Genomic DNA, 14,948 nt, shown 5'->3' with positions numbered 1-14,948 from the left:
GATCAGTTAAAAAGGTTGTCGATATCATCGTCAGTAATTTCAGCAAACGGGCTCGCCTGAAACTCTGAGTGCTGATCCTGGGCTTTGCGTACTAGATCCTCGAGAATCACTGCCAATTCGCTACTGGCTTTTTTAACCCGTAAACGCACCAGCCCCAGTGAACTGCGCTGATCGAAGATGACTACCAGAATAACCCGCCCGCCGACGATGGAAAGGTGGATATTATCCTTCTCACCTTCATGAAAAAGGATCGAAAATTCCTTTTCGCCAATAAGTTTGGCCAGTCCACCGGTCGCCGCAATATTCCCCGCCGTCAGAGACGCCAAGCTGGTGGTGTCAAGGTTGTCAGTTTCGCCGGTAGCTGCGATCAGCTGGCCATCCTTGTCGACAAGAAATATAACCTTGGCATTAGATTCCCGCAATAGACGTTCAATCAGTGCCATAATCTTCTGGTATTCTTCATCGTACATGACCAGAGATGACTGTGAGCTGAGCATGTGGTACTCCTTGGCTAGAATTCATCTTTGATTAAGGCATTTATATATCATTTAAAAAGTCTCATATCAAGGATCTAATCATTAGAAAGAAAATTAGCCACCACTACGAGAGACTGTTATGATATAGAAATATCATCAAGGAACCCAACCGAACCCTGAGAAAATCCCGACAATAACAGGATTCCCATTGACAACAAATTACCAGCACCCGGCCGGTCTGCAACCTGCTAAAAATCACCGACTAGTCACATCGATCCGCGAAGGATACGATTTTTCATTGCTCGACGACTGTGACAATGCTTATCGTTTTACCGCCCTGGTCTCAGCCCCCCGGCTTGCCGATATTTTTATGCAATTCAGCCGCTTTCTAAAAGACGAGTCCTTTTTCATTCTGGAATTCTATCCCGAACAGGCAGCAACCCGGCGCTCAAGCGCCGAGGAATCACGTCCGGAACCGGCAGTCTATTATTCCCCCTACCTGCCGACCAATCTGATCCTGCGAACCATTGCACCCTACCTAAGTCGCTTGATCCATGATGGTTTTGTTGGCTTTGGGCTCGCCAATAACCGAAAAGGCCTGGAGTTTTTCTGCTCCGAAGAAAAAGTCTTGAGCTTTTTTACCGATAACCATCTGCGCCTTTGCAATTTTTTGGCACGCCATCAGCTTCCCTATTGCGAGGACCTGATTCTGCCCACTGATTACGACCATCAGCACCTCTCGCTACTTGGCCTGCCACGCGACCTGCTTCCCCCGGAGCTTAAAAAGCTTGGGACCGCAGAGCTTGATGCGTCCCTCTACTGTGATGAAATCACTGAACTGCTCGACATGTACGAGGTCGAAGAAGGCCTTTCGTTCTTCCTCACCCGCAAAGAGCAGGAACAAATTGCTGATCTGATTAACAGCAAACTGATACAGCATGAGTTTGCCGATGTCGAATTCGGATCCCTGTTATTGGACTGGAGTGATTTTGTCACCGAGTGCGAATACGTTTTTGACGGTGATTTGTGGGAATATCGCCAGGGGTTGAAAATCCGCGATCTGATCGCAACGGTAATTGAACTGCTTGATGAGCCCCTGGCGGAAAAAATCAGGGCCATCGTCAGCGAACCCGATGCGACCTTTCGCAAGAATCTGGTCGACGGTTCAAAGCGTCTCGATACTCCGGGCAACCCGTTAATCAGCCAGGAGTGCTTCTGGTACCAGGGGGTAGTGCGCAATCAGGGAAGCGAACTGCGTCGCGATCTGATCCGCCACGGCTGGTTTAAAAGGCCGTAATCATGGTGCTGGTTCTCGCTGCAACTCCAGCTGAAACAGCTCTGCTGCGTCAGCAGTTGAGCTCCAAAACAAGCTCACAATGCGGCGGCAGGGAAGTATTACACGGCAATCTGGGTGGGGCCCCGGTAGTGGTCGGCCACGCCGGCATCGGTGCTATGCTGATGGCGATGCAACTAACCCGTATGTTAGCTGAATTACGACCCGAGGCGGTAATCCTCTGTGGCTGTGGTGGCAGTTATCCCGACAGCGGCCTCGGCATCGGTGATCTGGCTCTGGCCAGTAGCGAGACCTATGGCGACTGCGGAGTAACCGCAGGCACTGGTTTTGTCCCGCTGGAACAGCTGAACATTCCGCAACAAACCCGCTTTGCTCCTCTCTTTCAACAGTCTTACAAGTTTGACACGCCCCTGCACAAGCGAACGGCCGAGTTGCTTCCGCAGGCGCACTGCGGCCCCTTTGTGACCGTCAACAACTGCTCCGGCACCCCGGAGATAAGCCGCCAGCTGCAGCAACAGACCGCAGGGATCTGCGAAAACATGGAAGGAGCAGCAGCGGCGCAGGTATGCGCTGAATTCTCCTGCCCGCTTGTAGAAGTACGCGGCATTTCCAACCCGACCGGGACCCGCGCCGATGTACTGTGGGATATCCCCCTGGGCATGAGAGTGGCACAAGAGGCGGTTCTGACCCTGCTGCAGCGCGGCCTGCTGAATCCTTGAAGGATCGTTATCATGACAACCTTAAGCCTTGGCTATTCTCCCTGTCCCAATGATACCTACATCTTTCACGCCCTGGTTCATGGCTTAATTCCCTGTGATAACCTGACCTTTGCAGAACGTCTCGAAGATGTCGAAACCCTCAACCAGTTGGCACTGGAGGGGATTCTTGATCTGACCAAGATTTCCTTTCATGCCTTTGGCCACCTGCGTGATCGCTACGTCCTGCTGCGCAGCGGTGCCGCCCTGGGGCGCGGCTGTGGACCTCTGATTGTTGCCAACAGCGCAACCCCCCTTGAACAATTAAGGGATAAAACCATTGCCGTCCCGGGACGGCTGACCACCGCCAATCTGTTGCTGCAACTCTATTTTGGCGGAGCCGGTAAACTGCTGGTTCTCCCCTTTGATCAGATTATTCCTGCCGTGCGTCAGGGACGCGCTGTAGCCGGGGTGATTATCCACGAATCACGTTTTACCTATCAGCAGTACGGGCTGGAGCAGCTACTTGATCTGGGGCAATGGTGGGAGGAGGAAACCGGGTACCCGATCCCCCTCGGGGGAATTCTGGCGAAAAGAAGCCTGGGTGAAGTGCGGATCAGGCTGGTGGATCAGGCCTTGCGACGCAGCATCGAATACGCCCGCAATCACCCGCATCAGGCAACCGGTTATATCCGTCAACATGCCCAGGAACTTGACGATAGCGTCATAAATCAGCATATCGGCCTGTATGTTAATGATTACTCAATCGATTTAGGTGAAGACGGGCTGGCAGCTGTTAGCTGTCTCCTGGAAAAAGCGGAACAGGTCGGCATTATTGCTAAAACCGACCTGCCACTGACAATCTGATACCTTGTTATCGTAACTGTTCAGCACCGGATCACCGACCCGGCGCAAGGGCATAGCTGAATAGTCAGTTATTATCTTACTCCGAGACGCACCGCCTTGATAAACCGCGCCTCAACCGCCGCACCCACCTTGGCCAGGGTTTCCGGTTCAACCGGCGAGTCGACAGAGAAAACTACCATCGCTTCTCCGGCTTTTTCCAGACGGCCAAGACTCATATTGCCGATATTGACCTGATGTTCGCCCAAAATCGTGCCGATCTTCCCGATCAACCCCGGGCGGTCCTGATAATTGATAACCAGCATATGTTCTTCAGGGCGAAAATCGATGGGGAAGTTGCGCAGCTTGACAATTTTTGGTGTGCCTTCAAACAGGGTTCCGGCAATACGTCGCCTGCCTTCCGGACTTTCCAGATCAATCGTAATGAGACTGGAAAAGGAATCAGTTTCCGTTGAGCGGATTGACTCGACTGCTATACCATGGATTTTGGCAACCAGACTGGCGTTTACCATATTGACGTCCTGCTCGGTACTGAAATTGAGCATTGCTGCGAGGCCGCAAATGGTCAGGGGCTCGCAGTCATAGCGGGCAATCTTGCCGTTATAGGTAAAGGAAATCTTGCTTGGGTTGGCGGGTGCCAGCTGAGACATAAATTCACCCAGAATCGTTACCAACTCCATAAAGGGTTTCATGTGATCCATCAGATCCGGATCAAAGCGGGGGATATTGACCGCGTTGCTTAACGGACGGCCGTCGATGTAGTTGACAATTTCCTTGCTGACGTCGATGGCAACATTTTTTTGTGCCTCAAAGGTATTGGCTCCCAGGTGCGGCGTTACCAGCATATTGGGATGATCGATCAATCGCTTCAGCACCTCACTGCGTGGTGGTTCTTCACTGAACACATCGAAGGCCGCACCTCCACATTTGCCCGACTCCAAAGCTGATAGCATCGCCGCCTCATTGATGATCCCGCCACGCGCACAATTGACGATCAAGACGCCATCCTGCATACCGGCAAAGTGCTCCGCATTGATCATGTCACGGGTCTCGTTATTGAGAGGGGTGTGCACGCTAATAATATCGGAAAAGCGAATCACATCCTCCAACGAGGTCAACTTGACACCAAAATCTTCGGCGCGCTTTTCAGAAATATAGGGGTCGTAAGTCAGCACATCAGCTTCAAAAGCGCGGCAGCGCAGGGCGACCCGGCCACCAACCTTGCCCAGGCCGATAATACCAACGGTCTTGCCTTTGAGTTCATGCCCGGTGAAAGGTGCGCGCTTCCACTCTCCGTTTTTCAGACTGATGTTGGCGATCCCGACATTGCGGCATTTCGCCAGTAGAATTGCCAGCGTATGTTCGGCGGCCGAATTGACATTGCCGTACGGAGCGTTGACGACAATAATGCCGCGGCGACTGGCCGCATCGACATCAACGTTATCAATCCCGACCCCGGCCCGGGCAACGATCTTTAAACGCTTGGCATGACTCAATAAAACCTCATCAACCAAGGTGCCGCTGCGGGTAATAATTGCATCATAGTCACCGACACAACGGTGCAGTTCGTCGATCTCCAGACCAATTTTTTTATCGACGGTAATGCGCGGGTCATTGGTCAACGGTTGCAGGCCGCTGTCGGAAATCTCATCAGTAATCAGAACCTTCATAGATCTACCTCTTTTATTTATACGCTGGAAAGCAAGCCTTTTTCCTGACTGTGGGAGAGCGAGGATTTTATGTGCCTCGTCGGCTCTTGTCAATCATCCTCAAGCAGTGCTTCGTGACTGAGCAATCTGACCTCATCAATAGTGATGATCTGGGGATCTTCGAGAGAAACCGCAAAGAGCCCGACGCCGGCGACGCGGCGCAAATCGAGCTCGCGTTCCCGCGGGCCGCTAGCGACCTCGGCCAGGGGTACCCGGATACGATTCCAGCCCTGATTCAAAACAACCGTAGAGTTGAATCGGTCGCTATGCAGATTATCAGCAGCGCGATGGTGCTGATCATGAATCCGCAGATGTAATTCCAGCGGCTCCGGTAAAGAATGATGAATGTGCATCTGCAATGCTGCGTAGCCACGCCAGTCGGCCGGGAAAAAATTGAGAAAAACCCCCGGATACCAGCCGCTGACCAGCTCAACCCGCAGCGCTTTCCGGCCCCGATAGACAATCTCCTCATCAAGGTAACGACGTGATTTTCCACCCCAGCGGTTCCGCTCAAAGGGAGTCTCAAAACCTGACAACAGAGGGAACTGATGACGACTGACAATGTCATCTACCAGCGCCCGGGAAAAGGGAACCAAGCTCCAGGCCACGACCAGTAGCAATAATAATTGTGTTGCATGACGTGCCGGAGCCCCAAGTTGCCCCCGCCCGGGCGCAAAAAAGAGGATGGCCAGCAGCCCCCCCAGCACATCGTTAAAAACATCCCGCCAACTCGGCTCACGACCGACCAGAGACTGGAGAATTTCAGTCATACCACCTACCAGAGCACTCAGCAGGACAACCTCAATCAGCAACCTCCGTAGCGGCAGGTCACCCCTCCAGCTCAGATACAGGTACCCCCACAGGAAAAAGCACAGCAGATGCCCGCTGACCCAGGCCTGGCGAACAGAGCGTATCGAATCAGGTCCGGGTCCGCCGACAAACAGCAGCCCCGCACAGATCAACGCCGGCGGCAGGAGTAAAAAAGTCTGGAGGCGGTTTAAGCCAAACATAGAGGACGCCTGTAAAGAAATTCGACAAAGCTATCGGGATGAGACAATGTTTACCATCCAGGCAATGTCTGATCCAGGAATAATCAGCGATTATTATAACAAACGGATCTTCATAGAGGGCGATATCATGTGTGAAAAGGTCTTTTTGATTCATTAACAGCAGAATCACGAAAGCTACCGGGGGAATAATTATTGCATCAAGAATTTAACACTTATGGTTATTTTCGCACTCATTGCAACCAAGAACAAAAAATGAGAGAATGCAGCCCAGAAGGCAAAAACCCCTTACCGCACTAACCCCTTTCCATGGCATATTGCCAAGAAGAGAGGACAATGGAAAGTCGCTACCAGTACAGTCCCGTCAGAGAGAACCAGCGCTTTCAGGCCGTGAGCCGGGCTCTGGTCCTGATTGATCGTGGCCCTGAGTCTCTGCCTTACCACATCATGGATGTCAGCGAAGGGGGGCTCTCATTTCGTTATCTGGGGCAGAAACTCAAACGTTCAGACATCAGGGAACTCAGCCTTTATCACAACCACGAGCTGATTGTCGACAACCTGCCGGTCAAATCCGTGTCGGATTATCGCTTGCGCGACAATCTCGTTCCCGTCAGGCGCGCCAGTGTCCACTTTGCCCCCCTGTCAGATGAACAGTTGAAGAAATTACAAACATTTATCCGTTTTTATACCGAAGCGCCCTTACCTGTCGCAGCAAAGCAACAAGCGACATCGCATTGACAATAATCACCGGCTACTGAACAGAAACAAACCAAAAAGCCCGTCCATTAGGACGGGCTTTTTGGTTCAACAGAAATTCCACTTTTCGTGGCACCAGATTTACTAGTTTTTTGCCCGGCGACGACACAGAGCCAGACCGACCAGACCTGAACCCAGCAGCAACAGGGTACCCGGCTCAGGAACCTGAGCGATCAATTGGGATTGTTTTGCTATGTTACCATCCCAAAGATTCATGACTTTGACATCGTAACCGTTACCGGCTGCTACATTTTCAGCCAGAATAGCTGCCGCATAAAAAGTATTACCGAGGTTGACACTTAAATCGCCTTGCAACATCCAGATGGCATTCTGAAGAGCAATTACATTATTTTTATTGAATGCAAAAGACCCTTGAACAAAATTCCAGTAAAGATATTTTGTTCCTCCATGAAGTAATTCAGTGACTGCTCCAGCTTTTTGCGTCTTGATGCCATCATCGATGGTCGCTGTATATTTAGCACCGGGAACAAACGTGACATTTTTCTCAACACAAAAAGTGAGGAACATATCTCCATTGGGGTATGATATCTGGTCTCCATCCTGATCATAAACCGCAAATGCCCCGTTAACCCCATTAATTGAGGTTTTCAACGAAACGGTTGCGCCATCATCAATCGGAAACGCAAAAACCTGACTAACACCCAGCACCAGCAGCGCTGCCAGAACCATCATCATCTTCACTATATTTTTCATAACAACCTCCAAAAATTTATTCATTATTTACTTTATAGTCATTTATAGCAAGAATCAGGCCAGTCCGCTGGTATCTCTTTAACATCATGAATTTACTCTCTAACCCAATAGCTTACCCACGCAGTTTCAGCTGGTTATCATGACCAGATTAGTCTATTCAGTCTTTTAAATAAGGAGGTCATCACCGCAAAAAACAGGTTGTCGGTTTTTTTTACATAAAAAGGCCGATCAGCAACGCCGACCGGCCCGTTTGTGTAAACTATTTCGACATTCATTTTTCAACTGTGCCGGGCGGCAAACTCCTCCATAAAGCTCGCCAGCTTTTCCACCCCGGCCATCGGCATCGGGTTATAGATGGAAGCACGGATACCACCGACACTGCGATAGCCCTTGAGGGCATAAAGACCGCGCTCTTCGGCCTGCTGCAGGAATTTAGCAGTAAGTCCATCGCCATTGAGCAGGAAGGAGACGTTCATGATCGAACGATGCTCTTTCCTGGCGATTCCACGATAAAAATCGCCGGCATCAATCACCCGGTAGAGACGTGACGCCTTGGCTTCATTGATCCGTTCCAGCGCATCCACACCTCCCTGCTCCTTAAGCCATTCAAGCACCAGCTTGATGACATAAACGGCAAAGGTATTGGTGGTGTTGGTCAGGGAGTTATCCTTGTCGGCCTGGGTAAAGTCAAGCAGGGTCGGAGTCGCGGCATCAGCATAGCCAAGCAGGTCATCACGAATAATCACCATGGCCATACCCGAGGGGCCAAGGTTCTTTTGCAGGCCGGCATAGACAACTCCAAAACGCCTGTAGTCGATGCGGCGTGACAGCAGCTCAGACGTCATATCAGCGATCAGCGGTACCCGCCCGCAATCAGGGAACTGATTCCAGCGGGTACCGAAGATGGTATTGTTACCGGTAACATGAAGGTAGGCGGCATCCTGATCGATCAACTCCAGGGGTAACTCCGGAATGTGATCATAACCGCTGGCAGCACTGCTGCTGACGGTTTTTACCTGGCAGAATTTCTGCGCTTCCCGGGCTGCCACCTTGGCAAAGTTGCCGGTTTCGGCATACAGGCATTTGCGTTCAGCAGAACGCCCGGCGAGATTCAGCGGGAGCGCCGAAAAGACCATTCGCGCCCCACCATGCATAAACAGAATCCGGAAGTTATCCGGCAGATCGGTCAATTCACGAAATAGGGCCTTGGCCTCTTCAAGTACCTCGATAAATTCATCAGCACGATGACTGATTTCGATGATCGATACCCCCATGCCTCGATAATCGAGCCATTCTTCCTGAATCTTGCGCATCACCGGTTCGGGCAGCATCGCCGGTCCGGCACCGAAATTGTAAACTCTGTCTTTCATAGATCACCGTCCAAAAAATAACTGCAATCATTCAACTGCGTCCTTGCCGCAGGTTCCCCGATCCGACGCCGAACAAATACTAATTATCTCACTTGACCACCCGCAAGCCACCTTTACCTGCAGATCCCGGCGGATCCGGGTCATCTTCCGGGGTCTCCGGCTCAGATACAGCTGATTCTCCCCCCAGCGTCGGCAAGGTACCCTGATGCAGCATCTGCTCTACTGAACCGGCAACCGCCAGGCATTGCTTCATACACACCCGATAGGCCGGGCACATGGTACAATCTGCTTGACCGCCGGCCGCTTTAAGGCAATGGATCAGCAGTTCAACACTTTCAAGTTGGGACAGGGGGACCAGATACATACTTTTCCTCTTTTCTTAACCGGCTATGGTGCGTTCGCAGACATCAACAAACCTACGAAGTTTTTTCATCATCGCGGCAAAATCATCCGGACGCAAGGATTGTGGCCCGTCACTGGTAGCATTTTCGGGACAGGGATGCACCTCGACCAGCAGTCCATCGGCACCAGCCGCCGCCGCCGCATAACACATGGCCGGCACCAGTGCCGAGTGCCCGGTACCATGGGAGGGGTCAATAACAACGGGGAGATGGGTCTGCTGCTTGAGTACCGGGATAGCCGACAGATCGAGGGTGTTGCGGGTAGCCGTTTCAAAGGTGCGAATCCCGCGCTCACACAGAATCACCCGGCGATTCCCTTCGGACAGAATATACTCGGCACTCATCAGAAACTCCTGAATGGTGGTCGCCATCCCTCGCTTCAGCAGAATCGGCTTATCGAGTTGGCCGAGCATCTTCAACAGGGCAAAATTCTGGGTATTACGGGCACCGACCTGCATGACATCAGCATAGCGGGCGACCAGTTCAACATCACGCGGATTCACCACCTCGGTGACAATCGGCAAGCCGGTCAATTCGCGCGCTTCGGCCAGCAACTTCAGCCCCTCTTCTTCCATCCCCTGGAATGAATAGGGGCTGGTGCGTGGCTTGAAAGCTCCGCCACGCAGCATCCGCGCACCCGCCGCTTTGACAGCAACGGCGGTTTCACAGATCTGTTCACGGGTCTCCACTGCACAGGGACCGGCACCGACAATAAACTCCTTGCCACCAACAGCCAGACCGGGGACGATCTCAATCGTGCTCGGCTCCGGCTGAACTTCAAGGCTCGCCAGCTTGTAGGGCTTAAGGATGGGAACGACATTTTCCACCCCAGCCATGGACTGTAGAATCTGCAATTTCTCTTTGCCACGCTCCTCGCCGACAGCACCAATCACATTGCGCGTCTCGCCGTAAATCACATGAGGCTGATATCCCATCTCAGTAATTTTGGCTTCCACCGCAGCCAGCTGCTGTTTATCTGCACCTTTTTTCATAACGATAATCATTGTTGCGCTCCTTTTGTCGCCAGCGACGTTTGAAGGCAAAAAGGCCACCAGATCTCCCGGCGGCCCTTACATCTACAAAGTAAAAAACCCGTGGGAGAATCGCTGTGAGCCATTCTGCCATGGGTTGGTGTATCTGGTGAGCTTTACTCGCACCCTTCCACGGCAGACGGCCTGAAAAAGCCGAAAAACCAGAAAAAGAAAAAGCTGCGATAAAGACCGAAGGTTGTCATAACCATCCTCTCACGTGATCTGGCGTAGACTACACAAGCCCGCCCCCACAAAGCAAGTGAAAAATCGCTGACTGCGGCAGCGCAAAAACCCGCATTTTCTCTTGACAGTCCCGCGCCCTTTGGTTATAAACGGGCTTCATTTCGCCCAGATAGCTCAGTCGGTAGAGCAGAGGACTGAAAATCCTCGTGTCGGCAGTTCGATTCTGTCTCTGGGCACCAGCAAAATCAAAGGGTTACGGCTTTATAGCTGTAACCCTTTTTGGTGTAGGTAACATATAGGTAACACCATCAGCTAAAAATGATCACGCCAGTGCCCATCTTGAAAAATGAGACCTCCATCAAACAACAACACGAAATAAAAAACTCAGGCAGGCAAATACAACAGAGATGTGGCCCAGGACCTTCTGACCATGGCACGACTATTTAGTCGGGATGATTTGGTTGGATGCACAGAGACAAAGCAAGCCCAGCGACGAGATGATAAATCTGATCCGTGCACCTTGGACGGACCAGGAGAAGAGTAATTTTCGACAATACACCTCAGCTTCAGGTCAAGGGACGCTAGAATGATCGTCAGGTTTAGTCAAGACCTTAGCAGCTACCCCTTGCTACCTGCACGAGATCCACTCGCCGGGCCTGCACCTTCTTGATGAGATCGGCCAGGGCGTCTTCGGAGGATCCAGCGTCGTCGTTAATCCCGAAGGCTTCACGTTCCAGCATGATCAATGTCTTGTAGGCACTGACCAAGTCAGTGGTTCCCTTGATGCGCTGTGGAAGCGATACAACCTTTTTGACTGCTTGTGCCAGCGCTTTAGCATCGTCATTCGTCAAGGCTTCCTGCAGCGTCTCGAACAACTCTTTGCCGTCGGTCATAGCTTCGATCTCGGCAAATAGCTTCGCAACCAGCTCACGCTTTTGCGGAATGTCTTTGCGGTGAGATAGAGCTACCCGGCTTTGGATGTCTGATTCGGCCTCGATAATGGTACGCTCGGAAGCGCCTTGCGTACCGTTGCGCACCGCTTCAATGCGAACCTTTTCAGCTGCTTTAGCTTTGATCTGCTCAGACAAGTCGCGGGGCCAGCCTTCTTTCTTTGCTCTCTTCCGGATTGCGGCCTCGCTAATGCCGTACTCCGCGCCTATGTCCCTGAGAGATCGGATCCCTGCTCGGTAGTGTCTTGAGATGGCTTCCCAGTCAGTTTTATTTCTAATCATCACGCTTGCTCCTATTCTTCAAAGGTGTTGTCCTTTAAAATTACAGTACGCGCGTGAAGATAAGAGATACAGGGCTTTGTTGCTTCGCTGGTGTCTGAGATACCAACTGCATTCAATAAAAAAAATGCGACCAGATTGTATCAAGACGCATTTCCTGATGATTTATAGATGAGGGACGTTCCTCACTGCTGATATTTTTCAGTCCATTCTACTAATCGTTTTTTGACAAGCTTCTATTTAGCTTGATTTTTATTAATTCTTATTCAGAAATTTTTATTGAAATAGAATATAGCTCATCAACAAAATCTTTTATTTTGTTAGAATTATTAGACAACCAAGAATTTTCTGAAATACCCTTTCCCATAAATTGACCAACTACTATCTCTATAGAATAAAATTCATCAGAATGATCGTCTATATGACCTATGATAAATATTTCATTTTTGTTATTTGATTTTATATAAACGAAAACACCACCGTGATTATTCTTACCGTTATATACTATAGAACCCCTGTCTCCGGGTGGCTCAGGAACGAAATTTCTCGAATTTTCATAATAAATTCTTCTTATCAAAACATCATACAAATTATATATTTCGTGATATTTCTTCTGTGACACAATCTCTAGCATCTCAATAGAATGTTTACTCCTAAAAGGGTCGTGATTGAAAAGTAAACTTTCTGTTGTTTTTTTTCCATGTTCGATAATTTCATTAGTCTGTGCGAAATAAACATCGTATGGAAACTTTATTTTAACTTCAGGCTGACCATTAACCTTGAAAGTATTGTGTTTTATTTTTTGAACTTCAGTAAAATTCCAGTTTTTTTGCGAACACCCAGAAGAAAAAACCAATAATACAAAAAATAAAGACAATAATCGCATATAGAATCCATCCTCCATAGAAATCAGCACTATCACCCAATATTACTCATCAAACCTTAGAGCATCCTGCCCACTAATTCCAGCTTTTAGGCGTTAACTATCAGAACAAGTCCCATTCTTGATACTTACTCGCCCAGGGTAAGGGTCGGGCGGCGGACTGATCGTGCCTTGTGGTGGTTGCCGGGCCTTCACTTATTGAGGGGAAAACATTCAGTCGTGACAATTTTCTCAATGAATGGTAACTATTAGCCGTTCCAACCAAACGATCGACAGCATGAGGGGGAATCATGTCTATTCCCGATTACCAATCATTGATGTTACCACTGCTGACGCTGGCAGCTGATGGAAGCGAACACTCCATTCGTGATGCACGAGAGCGCCTTGCTGCTGAGTTGTGTTTGACCGATGCTGAGCGCAGTGAGCTACTACCCAGCGGGAGGCAGCCGGTATTCGACAACCGCGTCGCCTGGGCTAAAACCTACCTTCAACAAGCCGGGCTGCTTCACTCTCCACGCCGGGCACACTTTCAGGTAACCGATCGAGGACGCCATGTCCTTGATGACAACCCCACAACCATCGACACCAGATTCCTTGATCAATTCCCCGAGTTCGTCGAGTTTCGTTCTGCTGGAAAAAACAACAAAACAGACACAACGGCATCTGCCCAGGAATGCGCTACCGCCACACCCGAAGAGATGCTGGAGACGGCTCATCAACAGATCCGTGACGATCTGGCAACTGATTTACTCAGAAGGATCAAATCGTCACCGCCATCATTTTTCGAGCGTCTGGTGGTAGAACTGCTGGTCAAGATGGGTTACGGAGGCTCTCGTAAAGAAGCCGGCAAAGCCCTCGGCAAGAGCGGCGACGAAGGGATTGACGGCATCATCAACGAAGACCGCCTCGGCCTCGACACCATCTATCTCCAGGCCAAGCGATGGGAAGGCACTGTCGGCAGACCGGAGATCCAGAAGTTTGTCGGCGCCCTGCACGGCAAACGCGCCCGTAAAGGGGTATTCATCACCACCAGCAACTACTCCGTCGAAGCCCGTGATTACGTCTCTCACATTGACCCCAAGGTCGTGTTGATCGACGGGGCCGAACTGGCTGAGTTGATGATTGACTACGGTCTGGGAGTTACCACTACCGCAACCTACGAGCTGAAGAGAGTTGACTCAGACTATTTTGTGGAAGAATAAGCACACATGCAAGCTGGCAACCTTCTTTCAAGATCGGCGTCAGATTAAGCCTGAGCTCAAACCATGCACATTAGCCAAAGCAAGCACGGCGCTAGTTTATTCAGGGTCTACAGCATATTCATCAAAAATGAAAAAAGAAGGTAATAGATGAAAGAGCCTCTTACTGAAAATGGGAAACTTCAAAATGCCCTAAAACCATCCGTGTACCTCGACAGTTCTGTCCTAGTTGATTATTGGTCAGCCGAAGGGATTGAATCCTCAAGACTATCTAAATCAGAAAGAACACCCTCAATTGGGCATGAATATGAAAACAATGTGCGTGAATTATTCAAATACTCAAATCGATTGGATAAGATGGCAGATGTAAGAGAATTAGTTGTCTTCGGGAATGGCTCTTTGGTTCCGATAACTAGCCCCCTAGCAATTCTTGAGCTTGTCGAATGGCATGCTCATGCCGCATTTAAACAAATTGCATCCGAATCAGCTGGATATATTTGTGTAGACAGGCTTTCCCGAAAGCAGGTGGGGGACTATCTAAGCAAAGTTTACCTACAGGGCGAAAAGCAAAAAGAAGAAGTAGAAGATAGTTTTAACGTTAATAAAGCCCCCAAAGTTGCGCTAATGAGAGATTGCATCCTTAATACTTCTTTCATGGACTCTCATGGCCTTAGTGGGATTTTACAAGTAGATATTAAAAATTTAACTATTGATGCTGAATATCTGGGAAGTAGGCTTTTCATGCTAGCATACCATCAAATAGGCCTTGCTGATTTACTTCATATTACAGCGGCACACCATTTCGGATGCGAATACTTTGCTTCATTCGACTCAGATTTTAAGCGCTGCCGGGATCTAATAAAAGAGGACTTTGGTTTAGAATTGATAGATTCTGTAGACGCCTTGTTAAGTCTATTAAAATGTGAAGAATAGCCCTTCGTTGCAGCAGACTGATGGGAATACGCTTTGCTTTATCCTAGTTTTCACCTTGCGGTTTCAGCCCTCTGAACCCAGTTGTACGCTAAACAAAAAATAAATGACTTACCATGTTGGAATATTACGCCAAAACTTGATTCCAATAAAAAAAGGATGCGCCATAAAAAATACGGAAAAAGGAGTGTAGGTGACCTTTCCGTC

At 49.8% G+C, this 14,948-nt stretch carries 15 protein-coding genes and 1 tRNA gene; 7 read left to right on the top strand and 9 right to left on the bottom strand.

The features are described from left to right. Positions 1-2: 2 nt before the first annotated feature. Positions 3-497, bottom strand: a complete 495-nt coding sequence (locus AC1931_RS06845; RefSeq protein ID WP_483876499.1) for a roadblock/LC7 domain-containing protein — start codon at positions 495-497, stop codon at positions 3-5. 187 nt (positions 498-684) lie between these two features. On the opposite strand from AC1931_RS06845, the gene AC1931_RS06840 reads away from it, so the two are divergent. The 3 genes from AC1931_RS06840 to AC1931_RS06830 are packed head-to-tail and all read left to right on the top strand — an operon-like array spanning position 685 to position 3,332. Next, a complete protein-coding gene (locus AC1931_RS06840; protein WP_483876498.1) occupies positions 685-1,773 on the top strand; it encodes a hypothetical protein in 1,089 nt (362 codons plus the stop codon). A gap of 2 nt (positions 1,774-1,775) precedes the next feature. Next, complete coding sequence (gene mqnB / locus AC1931_RS06835; protein WP_483876497.1) at positions 1,776-2,489, top strand: futalosine hydrolase; 714 nt, start codon at positions 1,776-1,778, stop codon at positions 2,487-2,489. Positions 2,490-2,501: 12 nt separating this feature from the next. Next, on the top strand, positions 2,502-3,332 hold the full coding sequence (locus tag AC1931_RS06830) for a 1,4-dihydroxy-6-naphtoate synthase (RefSeq protein ID WP_483876496.1): 831 nt from the start codon (positions 2,502-2,504) through the stop codon (positions 3,330-3,332). A 71-nt stretch (positions 3,333-3,403) separates the two neighbouring features. Here AC1931_RS06830 and serA read toward each other — a convergent pair whose 3' ends face one another. Beyond that, complete coding sequence (gene serA, locus AC1931_RS06825) at positions 3,404-4,999, bottom strand: phosphoglycerate dehydrogenase (protein WP_483876495.1); 1,596 nt, start codon at positions 4,997-4,999, stop codon at positions 3,404-3,406. A gap of 89 nt (positions 5,000-5,088) precedes the next feature. Next, positions 5,089-6,048 carry a VanZ family protein gene (locus AC1931_RS06820; RefSeq protein ID WP_483876494.1) on the bottom strand — a complete coding sequence of 320 codons (960 nt, stop codon included), beginning with the start codon at positions 6,046-6,048 and terminating at the stop codon, positions 5,089-5,091. A gap of 333 nt (positions 6,049-6,381) precedes the next feature. On the opposite strand from AC1931_RS06820, the gene AC1931_RS06815 reads away from it, so the two are divergent. Further along, positions 6,382-6,783 (top strand): PilZ domain-containing protein, encoded by a 402-nt coding sequence (locus AC1931_RS06815; protein ID WP_483876493.1) that lies wholly within the window; start codon positions 6,382-6,384, stop codon positions 6,781-6,783. A gap of 102 nt (positions 6,784-6,885) precedes the next feature. Here AC1931_RS06815 and AC1931_RS06810 read toward each other — a convergent pair whose 3' ends face one another. The 4 genes from AC1931_RS06810 to aroF all read right to left on the bottom strand — a co-directional run bounded on the left by AC1931_RS06810 (position 6,886) and on the right by aroF (position 10,290). Continuing rightward, positions 6,886-7,515, bottom strand: a complete 630-nt coding sequence (locus AC1931_RS06810) for a PEP-CTERM sorting domain-containing protein (protein ID WP_483876492.1) — start codon at positions 7,513-7,515, stop codon at positions 6,886-6,888. Positions 7,516-7,793: 278 nt separating this feature from the next. Continuing rightward, complete coding sequence (gene serC / locus AC1931_RS06805) at positions 7,794-8,885, bottom strand: 3-phosphoserine/phosphohydroxythreonine transaminase (protein WP_483876491.1); 1,092 nt, start codon at positions 8,883-8,885, stop codon at positions 7,794-7,796. A gap of 88 nt (positions 8,886-8,973) precedes the next feature. After that, a complete protein-coding gene (locus AC1931_RS06800; protein ID WP_483876490.1) occupies positions 8,974-9,249 on the bottom strand; it encodes a hypothetical protein in 276 nt (91 codons plus the stop codon). 15 nt (positions 9,250-9,264) lie between these two features. Next, positions 9,265-10,290 carry a 3-deoxy-7-phosphoheptulonate synthase gene (gene aroF / locus AC1931_RS06795; protein WP_483876489.1) on the bottom strand — a complete coding sequence of 342 codons (1,026 nt, stop codon included), beginning with the start codon at positions 10,288-10,290 and terminating at the stop codon, positions 9,265-9,267. A gap of 373 nt (positions 10,291-10,663) precedes the next feature. On the opposite strand from aroF, the gene AC1931_RS06790 reads away from it, so the two are divergent. After that, positions 10,664-10,739, top strand: a tRNA-Phe gene (locus AC1931_RS06790). Between the two features lie 372 nt (positions 10,740-11,111). On the opposite strand, the gene AC1931_RS06785 is transcribed toward AC1931_RS06790, so the two are convergent. Together AC1931_RS06785 and AC1931_RS06780 are read right to left on the bottom strand one after the other, a co-directional pair. Beyond that, positions 11,112-11,732, bottom strand: a complete 621-nt coding sequence (locus tag AC1931_RS06785) for a hypothetical protein (RefSeq protein WP_483876488.1) — start codon at positions 11,730-11,732, stop codon at positions 11,112-11,114. 259 nt (positions 11,733-11,991) lie between these two features. After that, the gene (locus AC1931_RS06780) at positions 11,992-12,615 is read right to left on the bottom strand and encodes a hypothetical protein (protein ID WP_483876487.1); all 624 of its coding nucleotides are present in this window, start codon (positions 12,613-12,615) and stop codon (positions 11,992-11,994) included. A gap of 287 nt (positions 12,616-12,902) precedes the next feature. Here AC1931_RS06780 and AC1931_RS06775 point away from each other — a divergent pair, with 287 nt between their 5' ends. Together AC1931_RS06775 and AC1931_RS06770 are read left to right on the top strand one after the other, a co-directional pair. Further along, entirely contained in the window at positions 12,903-13,814 is a 912-nt protein-coding gene (locus AC1931_RS06775; RefSeq protein WP_483876486.1) for a restriction endonuclease, read from the top strand. A 147-nt stretch (positions 13,815-13,961) separates the two neighbouring features. Beyond that, a complete protein-coding gene (locus AC1931_RS06770; RefSeq protein ID WP_483876485.1) occupies positions 13,962-14,744 on the top strand; it encodes a hypothetical protein in 783 nt (260 codons plus the stop codon). The last annotated feature ends 204 nt before the right edge of the window (positions 14,745-14,948 follow it).

The sequence above is a fragment of the Pelovirga sp. C15f genome, assembly GCF_057178085.1.
Note: the sequence above shows the minus strand (reverse complement) of the source record. Positions and strands in the feature narration are given on the sequence as shown.